Raw genomic sequence first — 18,130 nt, 5'->3', positions numbered from 1 at the left:
GCCGACCATGACACAGCCCGACTCCCCCCAAGACGGCTCGCCGCTGGGCGTCTCCGGCCGCATCGCGGCCTATTTCCAGCGCGCCCAGATCACGCCGCTGCTGGCCCTGGTGGCGCTGCTGCTGGGCCTGTTCGCGGTGGGCGTGACGCCGCGCGAGGAAGAGCCGCAGATCAATGTCACGATGGCCAATGTGCTGATCCCCTTTCCGGGGGCGGCGGTGCGCGATGTCGAGCAGATGGTGGCCGGCCCGGCCGAGCAGGTGCTGGCGCAGATCGCCGGCATCGAGCACGTCAGCTCGGTCTCGCGCACCGGCCTGGCGGTGGTGACCGTGCAGTTCAAGGTCGGCGTGCCGCGCACCGAGGCCCTGGTGCGGCTGTACGACACGGTCAACGCCAATGCCGACTGGCTGCCCCGGAGCCTGGGCGTGCTGGCGCCGATCATCAAGCCCAAGGGCATCGATGACGTGCCCATCGTCACCCTGACGCTGTTCAGCAGGAATGCCGCCACCGGCCCCTACGACCTGGAACGCGTGGCCCACAGCATGGAGGCCGAGATCAAGCGCGTGCCGGGCACGCGCGAGATCGCCACCACGGGCGGCCCGGGCCGCGCGGTGCTGGTGCAGATGGACCCCACGCGCCTGGCCGGCAGCGGCCTGACGGTGGCCGATCTGCGCCAGGCTCTGCTCTCGGCCAACCTGGGGCTTCCGGTGGGCGAGCTGATCAGCGGCAACCGCACGGTCGCGGTCGAGTCCGGGCCTTTTCTGCGCCAGGCCGCCGAAGTGGGCGAACTGGTGGTGGGCGTGCGCGCCGGCAAGCCGGTCTTCATGCGCGACGTGGCCACGGTGGTGGATGGTCCGCTGCCGGCCAGCCGCTATGTCTGGCACGGCGTCGCCGCCCGCCCCGGCACACCGGCGGCCGACTACCCGGCGGTGACGATCTCGGTCACCAAGAAGCCGGGCGAGAACGCCATCGACGTCGCCGACGCAGTGATGCGCCGCGTCGAGGCGTTGCGCAATACGGTGATACCGGCCGAGGTGGAGGTGGCCGAGACGCGCAACTACGGCGCCAGCGCCAATGACAAGGCGCAGAAGCTGATCACCAAGCTGCTCTTCGCCACCGCCTCGGTGGTGGCGCTGGTGTTCATCGCGCTGGGCCGGCGCGAGGCCGCCATCGTCGGCAGCGCGGTGATCCTGACGCTGACGGTGACGCTGTTCGCGTCATGGGCCTGGGGCTTCACGCTCAACCGTGTCTCGCTGTTCGCGCTCATCTTCTCCATCGGTATCCTGGTCGACGACGCCATCGTGGTGGTCGAGAACATCCACCGCCACCAGGCGCTGCACCCGGGCCGCACGCTGGCCCAACTCATCCCGGGTGCGGTGGACGAGGTCGGCGGCCCCACCATCCTGGCCACGCTGACGGTGATCGCGGCGCTGCTGCCAATGGCCTTCGTCAGCGGGCTGATGGGCCCCTACATGAGCCCCATCCCCATCAACGCCAGCATGGGCATGCTGCTGTCGCTGGCCATCGCCTTTGTCGTCACGCCCTGGCTGGCGCGCATCTGGATGAAGGCGGTGCCGGCCGCCCATGCCGGCAGCCATGGCCTTGCAGGCAAGCTGGCGCCGCTGTTCGAGCGCCTGTTCCGCCCGCTGCTGGACGAGGCCCGCGGCCGACGCAATCGCGGCCTGCTGGGTGCCGGCATCGCGTTGCTGATCGCGCTCTCGCTGGCCTTGCCGGCCACCGGCCTGGTGCTGCTGAAGATGCTGCCCTTCGACAACAAGTCGGAGTTCCAGGTCGTGGTCGACATGCCGGCCGGCACGCCGGTGGAGAAGACCGCGGCCGTGCTGCAGGAACTGGGCCGCTACCTGGCAAGCGTGCCCGAGGTGACCGACTACCAGGCCTATGCCGGCACCGCCGCGCCCATCAACTTCAACGGCCTCGTGCGCCAGTACTACCTGCGCGCCGGCGGCGAGGTGGGCGACCTGCAAGTCAATCTGGTGGCCAAGAACGCGCGCAAGGAACAAAGCCATGCCATCGCGACCCGGCTGCGCCCGCCGCTGCAGGACATAGGCCGGCGTTTCGGCGCCAACGTCAAGGTGGTGGAGGTGCCGCCCGGACCTCCGGTGCTGGCGCCCATCGTGGCCGAGATCTACGGGCCCGAGGCGACCGGCCGCGCGCAGGTGGCAAAGGCGGTGCGGGCGGTCTTCGAGCGCACGCCGGGCGTGGTGGATGTCGACGACAGCAGCATCGCCGCCGCTCCGCGCACGCTGCTGCTGGTGGACCGGCGCAAGGCGGCGCTGCTGGGCGTGCCGCAGCAGGCCATCGTGAGCACGCTGCGCGCCGGCCTCGCCGGCGAGGCCACGGCCTGGCTGCACGACGAGAGCAAGTACCCCGCAGCGGCGGTCATCCAGCTGCCGCCCGAGCGGCACGGCGACATCGACAGCCTGCTGCAGCTGGCAGTGCGCAGCGCCGAGGGCCGGCTGGTGCCGATTCGCGAACTGGTGACGGCCAGCGACACGCTGCGCGAGCAGCCGGCTTATCACAAGGACTTGCTGCCCATGAGCTATGTCGTCGCCGACATGGCCGGCACGCTGGACAGCCCGCTCTACGGCATGTTCGCCATGCGCGGCGAGATCGCCAGCATCGCCACGCCCGGGGGCGGCAAACTGCAGGAGGCGTTCATCCACCAGCCCGAAGACCCGTACCGCAGCTACACGCTCAAGTGGGACGGCGAATCGCAGATCACCTACGAGACCTTCCGCGACATGGGCGCCGCCTACGCCGTGGGCCTGGTGCTGATCTACTTGCTGGTGGTGGCGCAATTCGGCAGCTACCTGACGCCGCTGATCATCATGGCGCCGATACCGCTCACCATCATCGGCGTGATGCCGGGCCACGCGCTGCTGGGCGCGCAGTACACCGCCACCAGCATGATCGGCATGATCGCGCTGGCCGGCATCATCGTGCGCAACTCGATCCTGCTGGTGGACTTCATCAACCTGCAGGTGCGCGAGGGCATGGTGCTGGAGCGCGCCATCGTGCATGCCGCGGTGACGCGCGCCCAGCCCATCGTGCTGACCGGGCTGGCGGCCATGCTGGGCGCTTTCTTCATCCTCGACGACCCCATCTTCAACGGGCTCGCGATCTCGCTCATCTTCGGCATCTTCGTCTCCACCCTGCTCACGCTGGTGGTAATTCCGATGCTCTATTACGTCGCCTACCGCAACCGCATCGAGGCCATCACCGGCCCTGCACCCACTCCACCGACCGAAGGAACCCCCGCATGACCTCCTGGCAAATCGTGCGCATCGTCGCCGGCAGCTTCATCCTCGCCTCGCTGGCGCTGGGCGTGCCCGGCAGCCCGCTGTTCCACAGCCCTTGGTGGCTGGCCTTCACCGCCTTCGTCGGTGCCAACCTGCTGCAAAGCGGGCTGACGAAGTGGTGTCTGATGGAAAGCCTGCTGCGCAAGCTGGGCGTGAGCGCGGGAAACTGAGGCGACGCTTCAGCGCCGCTTCGATGTGGCGACAAAGGCCGCAAAGCCCTGCAGGAAATCGCCCAGCTGGCGCTTGACGGCCTCGTCCTGCAGGCTGCCGTCGGCGGCAAAGGCGGCCTGGGCGCGCGACACCATCAGGCGGCCGCCATTCCATTGCCGGGCGCCCAGGGTACGCAGCACCGGCAGCCAGTGCGCCTGCGCCAGCGTGGTGCCGAAGCCGCCCGGCGAGGCGCCGATCAGCGCCAGCGGCCGGTCGCGAAAGACATCGGCCAGGCCGGGCGTCGGCCGTGACAGCCAGTCGACCGCGTTCTTGAAGACGCCGGGGATGCCATTGTTGTACTCGGGGCTGACGAGCAGCAGGCCGTCGCTGGCCAGCATGCGGTCTTTGAGCGCGCGCACCGCGGCCGGCGCGCCCTCGGCCTGCTCGACATCGCCGTCGTAGAGGGGGATGCCGTGCAGCGTGGCCGCCTCGAGCGCCATATCGGCGCCGGCCAGCGCCTGGGCCGCCTTCAGCAAGGCGGTATTGAGAGAGGCCGCCCGCAGGCTGCCCGAAATGCCGAGGATCCTGACCATCGCCCACCCCTGAAGTGAAGAAGCCGACCACCGCCTGGGGCGGTGGCCGGCTTGTGATTCTGCCGGGATGGGCGCCGCAGCGCCCGGCGGGGTCAGCGCTGCAGGATGTACTGGCCGGGCGCGTCTTCGAGCGCCTTGTAGGTCTTGTTGCCCATGGCCGGCGGCTTGACCTGGCCGGTGGAGTGCGCGGCCAGCCAGCCCTGCCAGGCCGGCCACCAGGAACCTTCGCTCTTGGGCGCGGCTTCCATCCACTCGTCCGGCGCCAGGTGCGGGTCGGCCAGGCGGCGCGTCATCATGCGGTAGTGGCGCTTGGGGTGGACCGGGCCGCAGACGATGCCGGCGTTGTGGCCACCGGCGGTGAGCAGAAAGGTCATGTCGTCGGAGCGCACGAGGTTGTCGACCTTGTAGACCGAGGTCCAGGGCGCGACGTGGTCGGCCTCGGTGCCCACCACGAACATCGGCACCCGGATGTCGGACAGGCGCACGCGCGTGCCGCCATGCTCGAAGCGGTTCATCGCCAGTTCGTTGTCCATGTACAGGCGGTACAGGTATTCCGAGTGCATGCGCCAGGGCATGCGCGTGCCGTCGGCGTTCCAGGCCATGAGGTCGATCAGCGGATCGCGCTTGCCCTTGAGGTAGTTGTTGATCAGCGGCTGCCAGACCAGGTCTTGCGCGCGCAGCAGCGCGAAGGCGCCGCCCATCTGCTTGCTCTCCAGCACGCCCTTGCGGTGCATGGTGGCGTCCAGCGTCGCCAGCTGGCCGGGGTTGATGAAGTAGGACAGCTCGCCCGGCTCGGAGAAATCGACCTGGGCCGCGAACATCGTCACCGAGGCCAGGCGCTCGTCCTTGGCACGGCCCAGGGCCGCGGCGCCGATGGTGAGCAGCGTGCCGCCGATGCAGTAGCCGACGGCGTGCATCTTGTACTTGGGCACAATGGCCGAGACGGCGTCGATGGCGGCGCGCAGGCCCTTGTCGACATAGTCTTCCATGCCGACATTGCGGTCGTCGGTGCCGGGGTTCTTCCACGACATCATGAAGACGGTGTGGCCCTGGTCGACCAGGAACTTGACCATCGAGTTGCGCGGGCTCAGGTCGAGGATGTAGTACTTCATGATCCAGGCCGGCACGATGAGCACGGGCTCGGCATGCACCTGGGCCGTGGTCGGCGCGTACTGGATGACCTCGATCAGCTCGTTGCGGAAGACCACCTTGCCCGGGGTCACCGCCACGCCCTTGCCGGCGGCGAAATCACCCGGGTCGGCCGCCTCGCCACCGGCCAGCGTGCGGCTGATGTCCTCGGCCAGGTGCTGCAGGCCGCGCACCAGGTTCTGGCCGTGCTCTTCCTGCGTCAGCGCCTGCAGCTCGGGGTTGGTGGCCAGGCTGTTGGCCGGCGAGGCCGCATCCGACACCATGCGCGCCGCGAACTGCAGCAGCTGGGCGTGGTAGGGGTTGAGCCCGCTCACGCCGTCGAGCGCCTCGCGCATCAGCGCCTGGTTGTTCTGGTAGGCCCGCGCGACGACGTTGAAGGGAAACTGCGACCAGGCCTGGTTGTCGAAGCGCTTTTCGGCCTTGCCCGCGAAGCCCTCGGCCGGCGACACCGCCTCGCCGGCCAGCGCCTGCAGCACGAAGGAGCCGGTGTCGGTGGCGCGCTCCATCGCGTGCTGGCGCAGCTCCTGCTGCTTGGCCGGCGACAGTGCCAGGTGCGTCACCCAGTCGACCCAGGCCGTGGTGAAGGACGACAGCGCCATCCCTCCCGTCATCTGCGCCAGCTGGGCGCGGTACTCGCGGTCGAGTTCCTTGGTGGAGAGGGGCTTGCTGCTGTTGTTGCTCATGTCGGCTCGGGGCTCTGGAAGGTCTGACTGGGGGGCAAGGCGGGCGCTGTGGACGTGCGGGCGTCAGGCCGGCGCATGCCAGCCGGCGTCGACCCACAACTCGCCGCTCACCGAGGAGTTGGCGAGCATGAAGCAGATTGCGTCGGCGATCTCGTCGGGCTGGATCAGGCGGCCGAGCTGGGTGAAGGGCAGGATGTTCTTGTCGACGTAGTCCAGGCCCATCGAGCGCACCATGGGCGTGTCGGTGAAGCCGGGGTGGATGACGCCGCAGCGCACGCCGTGGAACATCGCTTCCTTCATGATGGTGGCGGCGGCGCCGCGCAGGCCGGCCTTGGTGCTGGCGTAGGAGACCTGGCCGCGGTTGCCCTGCGACGAGATCGAGCCGACGAAGACCACCGAGCCCTGCACATGCTCGGCCGGTGTCCAGCGCTTGAGGCCCTTGGCGGCGCGGTCTTCGGCGATGCGGCCAATCATCTCGAGCGCCCAGTAGATCGGCGCGATGAGGTTGACGTCGACGACCAGCTTGAACTGCTCGATCGGGTAGATGCGGGCCTTGCCGGTGGCCTTGTCGATGCGCACCGCGAGCTCGTCGCGGGTGATGCCGGCGGCCGGCACGCACATCGAGACGCGGTCGAACTGGCTGCTCAGCGAATCGAAGACCGAGGCGCGGAAGGCCTCGTCGGTGGTGTTGCCCTTGAAGGGCACGGCAAACTTGCGGCCGAACTCGGCGTTGAGCTTCTCGGCGACCTCGCCGACGGCGTCGTTCATGTCCACCAGGCCCACCGCGGCCACGCCACGCTTGGCCATGGCCACCGCCACCGCCCGTCCGATGCCGCTGGCGCCACCGGTGATGACGCCCACCCTGTTCGAGATGTCCATAGCTATCTACCTCGTTGAGTCATGTTGCACCGCAGCATGATAATTGCCCGGGTTGTGTTTTTCCTTACGCAGGCGCGATCAGGGGCCCCAATTCGAGGGCATTTGCGTTGGCGCAAATCAATCCAGGCGCGGACCCGAATCGGCAGCCTGCCCCCGACCCTCGCCGCCCCATCGGCGCCGACCCTGGCTAGCATCGCGGCCATGACGGCATCTTCCTCCTTGCGCTTGTGCGTCGGCATCGACGGCGGCGGCAGCGGCACGCGCGCCCGCCTCGTCGCCGCCGACGGGCGGCGGCTGGGCCACGGCGAAGCCGGCCCCTCGGCCCTGGGCCAGGGCATGGAGCAGGCCTGGCGCCATGTGCTTGCGGCCACGGCCGCCGCGCTGGAGTGCGCCGGACTGGACGCCGCGGCCCTGGGCGACCCGGCCTGGCGGGCCGGCTGCGGCCTGGGCCTCGGGCTTTCGGGCGCCGAGAACCCGGCCTGGGCGCGCGCCTTCCACGACAGCGCGCCATCCTGGGGCCGCATCGCCCTCGAATCCGACGGCTGGACCGCCCTGCTCGGCGCCCATGCCGGCGCACCAGGCGCACTGGTGGTGGCGGGCAGCGGCAGCGTGGGCGTGGCACGCTGCCATGACGGGCGCAGGCTGATGGTCGGTGGCTGGGGTTGGCGGCTGGGCGACGAGGGCAGTGGCGCCTGGCTGGGCCAGCAGGCCGTGCGCCACGCCCAGCAGGCGCTGGACGGCCGCGCGCCGGCGGCCGCGCTGGCGCGTGCGATCTGGGCGCGCTGCGGCGCCGAACGCCACCGCCTGCTGGCCTGGTCGCTGGCCGCCGACCAGGCCGCCTGGGCCGCGCTGGCGCCAATGGTGTTCGATCTCGAGGCGGCGGATGCCGCCGCGGCGGCACTGATCGCCGCCGCCGCCGCCGCGGTCGAGACCTTGGCCCTCACCCTCGACCCGGCGGGCGCCCTGCCGCTGGTCATCACCGGCAGCGTCGGTGCCCGCCTGCTGCCGCGGCTGGATGCCGCGCTGCGCCAGCGCATCGTGCAGCCGGCCGGCGACGCGATGGATGGCGCGCTCGGCCTGCTGTCGGCGGCGGCACCGGCTGGCATCATCCCGACGCCATGAACCCGATCCAGCGCATCAGCGGCGCCATCCTCACCCCCGCGGGCTGGGTGAGCGGCCAGCTGAGCTTCGACAGCCGCATCGTCGCCATCGAGGGCGAGGCCGTGGCCGCGCCGCGCGCCGGCCAGCCGCTGCTGCTGCCCGGCTTCATCGACCTGCACGTCCACGGCGGCGGCGGCGCCGACGTGATGGAGGGCGGTGGCGCCATCGACACCGTGGCACGGCTGCATGCCCGCCATGGCACGACCAGCCTGCTGGCGACGACGATGACGGCGCCGCGTGCCGAGATCGAGCACGCCCTGGCCGACATCGCCCGCGCCATGGCCGGGCGCGCGGCGGGCGCGGCGCGGGTGCTCGGCGTACACCTCGAAGGCCCCTATCTCAGCCCCGACAAGCTGGGCGCCCAGCCCGCTGGCGCGCGGGCCGGCACGCTGGCCGAGGTGATGGCCCTCGCCGCGCTGGCACCGATACGCGTGCTGACGCTGGCGCCCGAAATCGCCGGCCACCTGGCATTGATAGCCGCGCTGCGCGGGGCCGGCATCCGGGTGCAGATCGGCCACAGCGGCGGCAGTTACGAGGACGGCGTGGCCGCGCTCGCCGCAGGTGCAGCCGGTTTCACCCATCTGTTCAACGCGATGAGCGGCCTGCACCACCGCGCGCCCGGCATGGTGGGGGCGGCGCTGGCCCACGCCGAGTACGCCGAGCTGATCCCGGACCTGCTGCATGTCCACGCGGGCGCCATCCACGCGGCGCGGCGCGCCATACCGCGCCTGTGCTGCGTCACCGATTCAACGGCCGGCGCCGGCATGCCCGATGGCGCTTACCGCCTGGGCTCGCAGACGGTCCACAAATGCCTGGGCGGCGTGCGCCTGGCCGATGGCACCTTGGCCGGCAGCGTGCTGACCATGGACCAGGCCTTGCGGAACCTGGTCGCCATCGGCATACCGCTGCAGCAGGCGGCGCTGCACCTCTCGACCCACCCGGCCGACTACCTGGGCGAAGGCGAACGCGGCCGCCTGCAGGCGGGCGCGCACGCCGACATCGTGGAATTGACGCCAGAACTGGCAATCAACCGCTGCTTCGTCGAGGGTGAATCCCTCGCGATCACCGGCGCCTGACCAGGCGCCGGCGCCGAGATTCAGGCCGGCATTTCGGCGCGTATGCGGGCGGCGATCTCATCGAGCGCCTTCGAGAGCGGCTCCCACTGTCCGGCAAGGCCAGGATCGTCGACCCTGAAGGCCATGGCCGCCTGGATTTGCGCGAAAACGGGGTCGAGACCGTCCAGCAGGCCATCGAGCGCGAGCGCGTTCTGCCCCGTGGCCGCCGGCCGCGGCGGGCGGGGTTCGGCGCGGTAGATCACCTCCACCGGCGCCGCGCGCTGGCGCTTGCGCCGCAGGCCGCTGCGCGGCAGTGGCGCGCTGTCACCCAGGTAGGCCGGCTGGCTGGCCTGCGGGGCCGGCGTGGCTTCGTCGCCTTCCTTGGGGTTGACGAGAAAGATGCGTGGCGCCTTCGAGGCTTCGGCCTGGGCCTCGGTCGCCGTGGCGGCATGGGCCTCGGGCGCTGGCGCGGCGGCGGACTCGGCCTGAGGCGGTGGAGTATCCGGCGCCCGCAGCGTGATCTTCCGGCTCACCACCGTGACGACCGGTGGCGGCACATCGGGGCGGGATATACGCTCGCTTCCGAAGGCGGAGAAAGCTTCTTCGGCCGCCAGACGGGCCGCACTCTTGGGTTTGTTGAATGGATTGAATTGCGGATACATGCGGTTTCGGCCGCCCCTCGGCGTTGCCAGACTTGCCTAATAGGAAACCCTTATCGCCGGCGCCGCACAAAACCGCGTCGGGGCGAATCCCCGGAGTTTATCGGAATCAACAGTTTTGACGATGACGGCCTGCAATGAGCGCGTCGCGCGCACCGGGGCCGGGTTTGCGCGATCATCGGACGGATTCGTTCGATGACCGGACCCCCGCCATGGCCAAGCTCCGCACAGAACCGCAGCGCGCGCCCCAGGTCGACGTGCCCGACTTTCCCATTGCCGCGGCCGACCTCATCGTCGCGCTCGGTCGCGGCCTGACGGTGATCGAGAGCTTCGACGACGAGCACCCGCGCATGACCGCGGCCATGGTGGGCGAGCGCACCGGCATTCCGCGCACCGCGGCACGCCGCCACCTGCTGAGCCTGTGCCACTTCGGCTATGCCCAGACCGACGGCAAGCACTTCTGGCTGGCGCCACGCGTGCTGCGCCTGGGCCGCAGCTACCTGGGTGCGGCGCGCATGCCGCGCCTGGTGCAGCCCTTCATCCAGCGCCTGTCCATGGCCAGCGGCGAAACCGTCAACGTGAGCCTGCTCGATGGCCACGAGGTCGTCTACGTGGCGCGCAGCAACAGCCCGCGCCTGGTGTCCATAGGCTTCCATGTCGGTGACCGCGCGCCGGCGCATGTGGTTTCGCCCGGCGTTGTGCTGCTCTCGCGCCTGCCCGACAGGGCCGTGCAGCGCTGGGTGCAGGAGCATGAATTCGCCGGCTTCAGCCCGGTGACGCTGACCGACCGCGATGCCTTTCTTGAAAAGGTGCGCGGCGCGCGCCGGCTCGACCACTGGATCACCCAGCAACAACTCGACGCCGGCCTGATGGGCGTGGCCGTGCCGCTGCTGGACCGCCACGGCAAGTGCCAGGCGGCGCTGAGCATGACGTTGCAGGTGCCCAACTGGCCGCACGCGGCCATCGAGGAGAAACTGGTGCCGGCGCTGCGCGATACCGCGCTGACGCTGCTGCCCCTGCTCTGATGTCGCCCGGTCAGTAGCTCAGCCGCGCCAGCGCGCGCAGCGTCTCGGGCGTGGTGGTGGGGAAGCCGAAGAATTCGAGGTAGGCCGGGATCATCTCGAACAGCATGTCCGAGCCCACCTGGTAGCGGCAGCCGCGCGCAGCGGCGGCCTTGAGGAAGGCCGTCATCTCGGTCTTCATCACCACCTCGCCGACGAAGGCCTGCGGCGAGATGCGCGCCACATCCAACGGCAGCGGGTCGCCGTCGTTCATGCCCAGTGGCGTGCCGTTGACGACGATGTCGCAGCCGTCGGGGTCGTTGCTGCCGACATTGACCTCGAGCGCGGCGTAGTGGTCCTTCAGGCGGCCGCCCAGGGCCTCGGCGGCCGGCGCATGGGCGTCGAAGAGGGCTATGGCCGCCACGCCGGCCGCCGCCAGCGAGGCCGCGATGGCCGAGCCGACGCCGCCACAGCCCACCACCAGCGCGCGTGCGCCCTGCAGCGTGCAGCCCTTGCGGCGCAGGCCGCGCACAAAGCCTTCGCCGTCGAACATGTCGCCCACCAGGCGGCCGTCGGCATCGCGGCGCACCGCGTTGCAGGAGCCGGCAATGCACACCGCCGGCAGCGCCACGTCAAGCAGCGACGCCGTCGTCACCTTGTGCGGCATCGTGATGAGGGCGCCGCGCACGTTGTCCAGCGCGAACACGGCGCGCAGAAAGGCCGGGTAGTGCTCGCCGCGGCTGGCCATGGGCACGACCACGGCGTCGATGCCGGCGTGCTCGAAGTACGGGTTGTAGATCATCGGCGCCTTGAAGGCGTGTGTGGGATAGCCGATGTGTGCGATCAGCTCGGTGGTTCCGCGAATCATGATCTCTCCGTCGCTTCGAGCCTTGCCGTCTTACTTGCGGACCTTGGCCAGTTCGGCCTGCAGTTCTGCCACGGTGGCGGCAATGGCGGCGCCGTGCTTGTCGATCACCGGCTTGAACTTCTCGCGCAGCTTGGCCTGCTCGGCGGCGGGCAGCTCGGTCACCTGCATGCCGGCCTTCTTCAGTTCGGCCAGCTGGCCGGCGGCGGCATCGCGGTTCACCTGGCGCTCGTACTTGGCGGCCTCGTTGGCGGCGTCCTGGATGATCTTCTTCTGGTCGGCCGCCAGGGTGTCCCAGACCTTCTTGCTCATCACCAGCGATTGCGGGTTGTACTGGTGGTTGGTCACCGCCAGGTGCTTCTGCACCTCGAAGAACTTGTTGGCCAGGATCACGCTGAAGGGGTTTTCCTGGCCGTCGATGGCCTTCTGCTCGAGGCCGGCATAGACCTCGGGAAATGCCATGGGCGTGGGGTTGGCGCCGACCGCCTTGACCCAGTCGACGTTGATGGCGTTGGGGATCACGCGCAGCTTGAGGCCGGCCAGATCCTCGACCTTGGCGATGGGCCGCTTGCCGTTGGTGATGTTGCGGAAGCCCAGTTCGAAATAGGCCAGGCCCACGATGCCCTTGTCGGCCAGCTTGGCGTGCAACTTCTGGCCGAAGGGGCCGTCGACCACGGCGTCGGCCTCTTGCGCATTGGCGAAAAGGAAGGGGAAGTCATAGACCTCGAAGTCCTTCACCTGCGAGGCCAGGATGCCCGAGTTGAGGGCCACGAACTCGATCGTGCCGCCCTGCAGCGCCGAGACATTGGCCGCGTCGCCGCCCAGCGTGCCGCCTGGGAAGACGTTGACCTTGAGCTTGCCGCCCGACTTGGCGGCCACCAGTTCGGCGAACTTGGTCGCACCCTGCTCGAGCGGGTGGCCCTTGGGGTTTTGCAGCGCGTACTTGAAGGTGCGTTCCTGGGCCTGGGCGGCGGCGAAGGGCAGCAGTGCGGCCAGGGCAACAGCCAGGGCGCGGCGGGTCAGGCGGATCATGGTTTGTCTCCTCGAAGGGGGTTGTGGGTGGAACGGTAGGACGTGGAGGGTGCGGTTCGATTCAACCCGCGAACCACTTGGCGGGCACGGTGACCAGCGCGGGGAAGAAGACCATCAGGAACATGACGATGAACTGGGCGATCATGAAAGGCACGACGCCGCGGGTGACCTCGTCCATCTTCATCTTGCCGACGCCGGCGACGACGTTGAGCACCGTGCCCACCGGCGGCGTGACCAGGCCGATGGCGTTGTTGATGATGAAAAGCACGCCGAAGTAGACCGGGTCTATGCCCGCGGCCTTCACCACCGGCATCAGCACCGGGGTGAGGATCAGGATGGTGGGCGTCATGTCCATCGCCGTGCCCACCGCCATCACCACGAACATGATGATGATCATCAGCAGGATGGGTTTGTCGATGAAGGGCTGGAGCAGGGCTATCAGCTCGGCCGGCAGGTTGGTGATGGTGATCAGCCAGGCCGAGACCATGGCCGCGGCCACGAGGAACATGATCACCGAGGTGGTCTTGGCGGCGCTGACGAAGACGTGGTACAGCTGGGCGAGCTTGAGTTCGCGGTAGACCACCGTGGAGACGAAGAGCGCATAGACCGCCGCCACCACCGCGGCCTCGGTGGGCGTGAACACGCCCATCTTGAGGCCCACCAGCACGATGAGCGGCAGCACCAGGGCCCAGGTCGAATCGCGCAGGGCCTGCATCCGCTCGGCCGTGGTGGCCTTGGGCGGCGGCACCACCTTCTCGCGCTTGGCCACCAGGTACCAGGCGATGGCGATGGCCACGCCCATCATCAGGCCAGGCACGATGCCGGCGAGGAAGAGCTTGGTGATGGACACGTTGGCGGCCACACCGAAGATCACGAAGCCTATGGACGGCGGGATGATGGGCGCGATGATGCCGGCGCAGGCGATGAGGCCACCCGACTTGGCGCGGTCGTGCCCGGCCGCCACCATCATCGGCAACAGCAGCGAGGCCAGCGCCGCGGTGTCGGCGACGGCCGAGCCCGAGAGCGAAGCCATGATGACCGCGGCCACGATGACGACATAGCCGAGGCCGCCGCGCATGTGACCCACCAGCGTGAGCGCCAGCTTGACGATGCGCTTTGACAGGCCGCCGACGTTCATGATCTCGCCGGCCAGCATGAAGAAGGGCACGGCCAGCAGCGGAAAGCTGTTGGCGCCTTCCATCAGGTTCTGGGCCAGGATCTGGGCATCGAACGTGCCCATGTAGGCCATCAGGGCCACGCCGCACAGCAGCAGCGCGTAGGCGATGGGGATGCCCAGGGCCATGGCCGCGAGCAGCGACCCGAGAAAGACGGCGACGGTCATGGCTTGTCTCCTGCGTCGGCCTTCAGCTTGGCCAGGTCTTCTGATTCCTGCACCACGACCAGCTCTTCCTCGCGCAGGCGGCCGGTGAACAGGCGGCCCAGCTTCATGAGGTGGAAGAGGGCCGCGGAGACGGCGAACACGATGCCTATGCCCGAGATCCAGCCCATGGACCAGCCGGTGACCGGGGCCTCGACATCGATGTTGATCTTGGTCTGGGCCAGGCTGCCGGTGTAGATCAGCCAGCAGGCGTAGAGCATCAGCATCTCGGCCACGGCCAGGCAGATCTTCTTGCCGGTATTGCCCAGGCGGCTGACCAGCATGTCGGTACCGAGGTGGCCGCCATCGCGCACCGCGACGATGGCGCCCAGGAAGGTCATCCAGACGAAGGCCCAGCGCGAGATTTCTTCGGATTCGGTGATGCCCGAATTGAAGACGTAGCGCAGCACCACGTTGCCGAACACCAGCACCACCATCACCACCAGGGCCAGCACGATGACCAGCTCGAGCAGGCGGCAATAGCCGTCGAGGATCTTGTTCATGCGTTTGTCTCCGCCTTTCAGGGGCCGGCGTGGAGGCACGCGGCATTGCCCTCAGCCGGCCGCCACCGCGGGCCACCGGCACCGCCGGAAGCCCTGTCTGCGCAGGCCTGCAATCCGGTACACGCAGTATGTACGAACTGGTTAGTTGCCATCCATGGGGAAAACCCTGGCCTCGGGCCTGGAGGGCCTGAGCGGCGTGGCGAGGGGGGTGCCCGCGACGGCGGACTCGGGCAGGATCGGCTACTTGCGCAGGAAGCGCACCACCATCTCGACGATGCTTTCGCGGCGCGCGGCAATGGCCTCGGGCGCGTCGAGATCGCGCTTGAAGATGAGCGCGAAGGTGTGCTTGTTGGCGACGTTGAACACGCTCAGCGCGCTGATCGACATGTGCAGGTCGACGGCGTCGATGCCGGCGCGGAACACGCCCTCGGCCAGGCCGCGCTCGTAGACCTTGCGCACGGCATCGATGGCCGGCACGTTGAGCTTCTGGATCGCCTTGCTGCGCGCGATGTACTCGCCGCGGTGGATGTTCTCGGTCATCACCAGGCGCACGAAATCGGGGTTGGCCAGCTGGTAGTCAACCGTGAAGGCCACCAGGCGGCGCAGCGCCTCGACCGGTCCCAGGTCATCGAGCTGCAGGTCGGTCTCGATGCTGCGGATTCGCCGGTAGGCCTCTTCCAGCACCGCGACGTAAAGGCCTTCCTTGCTGCCGAAGTAGTAGTAAATCATGCGCTTGCTGGTGCGCGTGGCATCGGCGATGACGTCGATGCGCGCCCCGGCCAGGCCCTTTTCCGAGAACTCGTGCGTGGCCACCTCGAGGATGTCGGCCATCGTCCGCTCGGGATCATTGGTGCGGCCCGGCGCGGCAGCCGCGGCACGGCGCGGGCGGGCCTTGGCGGCCGGCGCGGGGGCTGCAGGAGAGGCGGCGGCAGCCGCGGCAGCGGCAGCGGCTTCGCGCGAAGGCAAACGTACTGGTTTGTCCATTCCCAAAGTGTAGGCCAGGCCCGAGGCGGTGTCAGCGCCGCTTGACCCTGGGCGCCTTCAACGCCGGGCCGCGGGCGCGCACCGCCGGCCGCATGAAGAGTTCGGCGCAGGTGGTGCGCAGCCAGCGGCTGGCGGCGTCGTGGTGGTAGCGCGCATGCCAGTGCAACTTGACGGTGAAGCTGGGGATGGGCAGCGGGCAGGCATGCAGGCCGAGGTCGCCGCTGGCGGCCAGGGTCTCGCCAATCTGGCGCGGCAGCGTCGCGATCAGGTCGGTGGTGGAAACGATGGCCGGCAGCCCCAGGAAGCCCGGCAGCTCCAGCACCAGGCGGCGGGCTATGCCGGCGCGCTGCAGCGCCTCGAGCAGCAACAACTGGCCGGTGCCGTGGGCGATGCCGACATGGGCCTCGTCGCGGTAGGCGCGCAGCGTGAGTGTGCGGCCCAGGCGCGGGTGGTGGCGGTTGGCCAGGCAGACCCAGTCCTGCTCGAACAGCGTCTGCTGGTAGAAGCCGGAGTCCAGCTCGGGCAGCAGGCCCAGGGCCAGGTCGGCGTCACCGGCCTGCAGCGAGCGCGCGGTGTCGGCGTCGATGCGCGTGGCCTCCAGGCGAACCCGCGGCGCCACCGCGCGCAGGTGCGCCAGCAGGCGCGGCAGCAGGGTCACATGGCTGGCATCGGTCATGCAGATGCGAAAGCGCCGCTCGGCGCGTGCAGGGTCGAAGTCGGGCGCCAATTCCGACAGCCGGCGCAGCGCATCCAGCGCTTCGCGCACCGTGCCTATCAGCGCGTCGGCGCGCGGCGTGGGCAGCATGCCCTGGGCGGTGCGCACGAAAAGCGGGTCTTGCAGCTCGCGGCGCAGCCGCGCCAGCCAGATGCTGACCGTGGGCTGGCTCTGCCCCAGCTGCTCGGCAGCGCGGGTGACGCTGCCGCCGCCATGCATCAGCTCGAACAGGCGCAGCAGCTTGATGTCGAGCAGCCGGGCATCCACGGAACTGCCAGGAACGGGTTCGGCCATCATTGCGCCCTCCAATGCCAGTCGGCCGCATCATTGCATGGCCGGCATGGGCGATGGCGGGACGAGCCATCGAGACCGGGCGCGGCGGCACCCGCGTGGGCAAGGGCGATGGGGCTGGCGCCGCTACCTCGTGGACAGCGCGCCGAGGCCATCGTCCTCGGTGCGGAAGTGCGAGGCCGGCATCACCGCGATCTCGGCCGCCAGCAGGGGCGTGAAATCCATCTGGTCCAGCACGTCGCGCTGCAGGGCTACGCCGGGAGCGATCTCGAACAGCTCCACGCCGGCCGGCGTAAGGCGGAAGTTGGCCCGTTCGGTGAAGAAGAGCACCTGCTGGCCGCGCCGCAAGGCCTGGGGCCCGCTGAAGGTGATCTGCTCGACCTGGCGCACGGCCTTGCGCACGCTGCCCTGCTGCAGAACGCGGAGGCGGCCGTCGCCGGTGGCCAGCTTCAGGCCCTTGGCGGCAAAGGTGCCGCAGAACACGACCTTGCGCGCGTTCTGGGCGATGTCGATGAAGCCGCCCGGGCCCACCGTGAGCCCGCCGAGGCGCGAGACATTGACATTGCCCTCGGCGTCGAATTCGCCGAAGCCCAGCATCGCGATGTCCAGGCCGCCGGCGGCATAGAAGTCGAACTGCGTCGGCGCGTCCAGCATCGCGCTGGCATTGCGGGCGTAGCCGAAGAGCACGCCGTCGAGCAGGCTGCCGCCATAGGTGCCGTGCTCGATGGTCTGGTAGATGCGGTCCAGTTCGCCGCGCCGCGCCACCAGCTTGGCCACCGCGTCGGGCACGCCCACGCCGTAGTTGACCACCGCGCCTTCGACCAGCTCGCAGGCGGCGCGCCGCGCCACGGCCTGGCGCTCGCTGAAGGGCTCTTCGGGCTGCCTGGCCGCATGGGCATCGGCCTCCGCCCGCGCCATGCCGGTGAGTTCGCCCGACAGCGCAGCATCGAAGGGGATGTCGTAGCTGGTGCGCTGCTGCTCATCGACGACGACGGCGTCCACCCAGGCCGCCGGAATGCGCACCTCGCGCGCCTTGAGCGCGCCGCGCGGCCGGCGTTCGCGCACCTGCACGATGACCTTGCCGCCGCTGGCGCGCGCCGCCAGCGCGATGGCCGTGGCGTCCAGGTTGGCGGCCTCGTGCTCGAAGCTGATGTTGCCGTCCTCGTCGGCCGCCGAGGCCCGCACCAGGGCCACGTTCACGGCATAGGGCTTGTAGCGCAGGTACTCACGGCCATCCAGCGTCATCACCTCGGCCAGGTCTTCGGTGGCGCTGGCGTTCATGCGCCCGCCGCCGTGGCGCGGGTCGCACACCGTGCCCAGGCCCACATGCGTGATGAGGCCGGGACGGCCGCCGCCGATCTCGCGCAGCAGCTGCGAAGACACGCCGCCGGGCAGGATGTAGGCGGCGATCTTCTCGTCGCGCGCCAGCTGCTGCATGCGCGGCGACCACACCCAGTGCCCGCCGATGACCTTGCGCACCAGGCCTTCGTGGGCAAAGCAGTTCAAGCCGCGCTCGCCCTTGTCGCCAATGCCCAGGGCATGCACCACCGTCAGGTGGCGCGGATGCTCGGTGGCCTGGAAGCGCCGCTCCACGGCCTGGAACAAGCAGGTGGCCTCCATCAGGCCGCCGCCGCCGCCCATCAGGGCCACGGTGTCGCCGTCGCGTATCAATGCCGCCGCTGCGTCGGCCGAGACGAATTTGGACTTCATCGC

Annotated in this window: 16 protein-coding genes; 5 read left to right on the top strand and 11 right to left on the bottom strand. The window is 69.5% G+C overall.

Annotated elements, in window-relative coordinates; genetic code table 11:
• Positions 1-7 precede the first annotated feature (7 nt).
• Together JMV16_RS23465 and JMV16_RS23460 are read left to right on the top strand one after the other, a co-directional pair.
• The gene (locus tag JMV16_RS23465) at positions 8-3,283 is read left to right on the top strand and encodes an efflux RND transporter permease subunit (RefSeq protein WP_201496758.1); all 3,276 of its coding nucleotides are present in this window, start codon (positions 8-10) and stop codon (positions 3,281-3,283) included.
• Positions 3,280-3,489: a DUF2892 domain-containing protein gene (locus JMV16_RS23460; protein ID WP_201496757.1), complete on the top strand. Its 210-nt coding sequence runs from the start codon at positions 3,280-3,282 to the stop codon at positions 3,487-3,489. The genes JMV16_RS23465 and JMV16_RS23460 overlap by 4 nt, the downstream gene beginning before the upstream one ends.
• A gap of 9 nt (positions 3,490-3,498) precedes the next feature.
• Here the strand turns inward: JMV16_RS23460 and JMV16_RS23455 are convergent, their stop codons facing one another.
• The 3 genes from JMV16_RS23455 to JMV16_RS23445 form a co-directional block, all read right to left on the bottom strand.
• Positions 3,499-4,062 carry an NADPH-dependent FMN reductase gene (locus JMV16_RS23455; protein WP_201496756.1) on the bottom strand — a complete coding sequence of 188 codons (564 nt, stop codon included), beginning with the start codon at positions 4,060-4,062 and terminating at the stop codon, positions 3,499-3,501.
• A 92-nt stretch (positions 4,063-4,154) separates the two neighbouring features.
• Positions 4,155-5,894 carry a PHA/PHB synthase family protein gene (locus tag JMV16_RS23450; RefSeq protein WP_201496755.1) on the bottom strand — a complete coding sequence of 580 codons (1,740 nt, stop codon included), beginning with the start codon at positions 5,892-5,894 and terminating at the stop codon, positions 4,155-4,157.
• Positions 5,895-5,957: 63 nt separating this feature from the next.
• The gene (locus JMV16_RS23445) at positions 5,958-6,773 is read right to left on the bottom strand and encodes an SDR family NAD(P)-dependent oxidoreductase (RefSeq protein ID WP_201496754.1); all 816 of its coding nucleotides are present in this window, start codon (positions 6,771-6,773) and stop codon (positions 5,958-5,960) included.
• A 201-nt stretch (positions 6,774-6,974) separates the two neighbouring features.
• Between JMV16_RS23445 and JMV16_RS23440 the strand changes: the two genes are divergently transcribed.
• Both JMV16_RS23440 and nagA read left to right on the top strand, forming a co-directional pair.
• Positions 6,975-7,895, top strand: a complete 921-nt coding sequence (locus JMV16_RS23440; RefSeq protein ID WP_201496753.1) for a BadF/BadG/BcrA/BcrD ATPase family protein — start codon at positions 6,975-6,977, stop codon at positions 7,893-7,895.
• Positions 7,892-9,010, top strand: a complete 1,119-nt coding sequence (nagA, locus tag JMV16_RS23435) for an N-acetylglucosamine-6-phosphate deacetylase (protein ID WP_201496752.1) — start codon at positions 7,892-7,894, stop codon at positions 9,008-9,010. Before JMV16_RS23440 ends, nagA begins: the two co-directional genes overlap by 4 nt.
• Before the next feature lie 20 nt (positions 9,011-9,030).
• Here the strand turns inward: nagA and JMV16_RS23430 are convergent, their stop codons facing one another.
• Entirely contained in the window at positions 9,031-9,522 is a 492-nt protein-coding gene (locus JMV16_RS23430) for a hypothetical protein (RefSeq protein ID WP_201496751.1), read from the bottom strand.
• Between the two features lie 338 nt (positions 9,523-9,860).
• Here JMV16_RS23430 and JMV16_RS23425 point away from each other — a divergent pair, with 338 nt between their 5' ends.
• On the top strand, positions 9,861-10,673 hold the full coding sequence (locus JMV16_RS23425; RefSeq protein WP_201496750.1) for an IclR family transcriptional regulator C-terminal domain-containing protein: 813 nt from the start codon (positions 9,861-9,863) through the stop codon (positions 10,671-10,673).
• 10 nt (positions 10,674-10,683) lie between these two features.
• Here JMV16_RS23425 and JMV16_RS23420 read toward each other — a convergent pair whose 3' ends face one another.
• The 7 genes from JMV16_RS23420 to JMV16_RS23390 form a co-directional block, all read right to left on the bottom strand.
• A complete protein-coding gene (locus JMV16_RS23420) occupies positions 10,684-11,517 on the bottom strand; it encodes a shikimate dehydrogenase family protein (protein ID WP_201496749.1) in 834 nt (277 codons plus the stop codon).
• 30 nt (positions 11,518-11,547) lie between these two features.
• On the bottom strand, positions 11,548-12,546 hold the full coding sequence (locus JMV16_RS23415; RefSeq protein WP_201496748.1) for a TRAP transporter substrate-binding protein: 999 nt from the start codon (positions 12,544-12,546) through the stop codon (positions 11,548-11,550).
• A 61-nt stretch (positions 12,547-12,607) separates the two neighbouring features.
• Positions 12,608-13,888 (bottom strand): TRAP transporter large permease subunit, encoded by a 1,281-nt coding sequence (locus tag JMV16_RS23410; RefSeq protein ID WP_201496747.1) that lies wholly within the window; start codon positions 13,886-13,888, stop codon positions 12,608-12,610.
• Complete coding sequence (locus JMV16_RS23405; protein ID WP_201496746.1) at positions 13,885-14,427, bottom strand: TRAP transporter small permease; 543 nt, start codon at positions 14,425-14,427, stop codon at positions 13,885-13,887. Before JMV16_RS23405 ends, JMV16_RS23410 begins: the two co-directional genes overlap by 4 nt.
• 240 nt (positions 14,428-14,667) lie before the next feature.
• Positions 14,668-15,411 (bottom strand): TetR/AcrR family transcriptional regulator, encoded by a 744-nt coding sequence (locus JMV16_RS23400; protein ID WP_201496745.1) that lies wholly within the window; start codon positions 15,409-15,411, stop codon positions 14,668-14,670.
• Positions 15,412-15,442: 31 nt separating this feature from the next.
• The gene (locus JMV16_RS23395; RefSeq protein ID WP_201496744.1) at positions 15,443-16,420 is read right to left on the bottom strand and encodes a LysR family transcriptional regulator; all 978 of its coding nucleotides are present in this window, start codon (positions 16,418-16,420) and stop codon (positions 15,443-15,445) included.
• 123 nt (positions 16,421-16,543) lie between these two features.
• Positions 16,544-18,127: an acyl CoA:acetate/3-ketoacid CoA transferase gene (locus tag JMV16_RS23390; protein ID WP_201496743.1), complete on the bottom strand. Its 1,584-nt coding sequence runs from the start codon at positions 18,125-18,127 to the stop codon at positions 16,544-16,546.
• Positions 18,128-18,130 lie beyond the last annotated feature (3 nt).

This window comes from Rubrivivax sp. A210 (assembly GCF_904426505.1).
Taxonomy (GTDB): domain Bacteria; phylum Pseudomonadota; class Gammaproteobacteria; order Burkholderiales; family Burkholderiaceae_C; genus Rubrivivax.
The sequence above is the reverse complement of the archived record's forward strand: the minus strand, read 5'-3'. Positions and strand labels throughout refer to the sequence as shown.

Coding starts and splice junctions, on each gene's coding strand:
- nagA (WP_201496752.1), top strand. CDS start 7,892: ATGAACCCGATCCAGCGCATCAGCGGCGCCATCCTCACCCCCGCGGGC.
- JMV16_RS23420 (WP_201496749.1), bottom strand. CDS start 11,517: ATGATTCGCGGAACCACCGAGCTGATCGCACACATCGGCTATCCCACA.
- JMV16_RS23450 (WP_201496755.1), bottom strand. CDS start 5,894: ATGAGCAACAACAGCAGCAAGCCCCTCTCCACCAAGGAACTCGACCGC.
- JMV16_RS23445 (WP_201496754.1), bottom strand. CDS start 6,773: ATGGACATCTCGAACAGGGTGGGCGTCATCACCGGTGGCGCCAGCGGC.
- JMV16_RS23405 (WP_201496746.1), bottom strand. CDS start 14,427: ATGAACAAGATCCTCGACGGCTATTGCCGCCTGCTCGAGCTGGTCATC.
- JMV16_RS23390 (WP_201496743.1), bottom strand. CDS start 18,127: ATGAAGTCCAAATTCGTCTCGGCCGACGCAGCGGCGGCATTGATACGC.
- JMV16_RS23400 (WP_201496745.1), bottom strand. CDS start 15,411: ATGGACAAACCAGTACGTTTGCCTTCGCGCGAAGCCGCTGCCGCTGCC.
- JMV16_RS23465 (WP_201496758.1), top strand. CDS start 8: ATGACACAGCCCGACTCCCCCCAAGACGGCTCGCCGCTGGGCGTCTCC.
- JMV16_RS23425 (WP_201496750.1), top strand. CDS start 9,861: ATGGCCAAGCTCCGCACAGAACCGCAGCGCGCGCCCCAGGTCGACGTG.
- JMV16_RS23460 (WP_201496757.1), top strand. CDS start 3,280: ATGACCTCCTGGCAAATCGTGCGCATCGTCGCCGGCAGCTTCATCCTC.
- JMV16_RS23410 (WP_201496747.1), bottom strand. CDS start 13,888: ATGACCGTCGCCGTCTTTCTCGGGTCGCTGCTCGCGGCCATGGCCCTG.
- JMV16_RS23440 (WP_201496753.1), top strand. CDS start 6,975: ATGACGGCATCTTCCTCCTTGCGCTTGTGCGTCGGCATCGACGGCGGC.
- JMV16_RS23455 (WP_201496756.1), bottom strand. CDS start 4,062: ATGGTCAGGATCCTCGGCATTTCGGGCAGCCTGCGGGCGGCCTCTCTC.
- JMV16_RS23415 (WP_201496748.1), bottom strand. CDS start 12,546: ATGATCCGCCTGACCCGCCGCGCCCTGGCTGTTGCCCTGGCCGCACTG.
- JMV16_RS23395 (WP_201496744.1), bottom strand. CDS start 16,420: ATGGCCGAACCCGTTCCTGGCAGTTCCGTGGATGCCCGGCTGCTCGAC.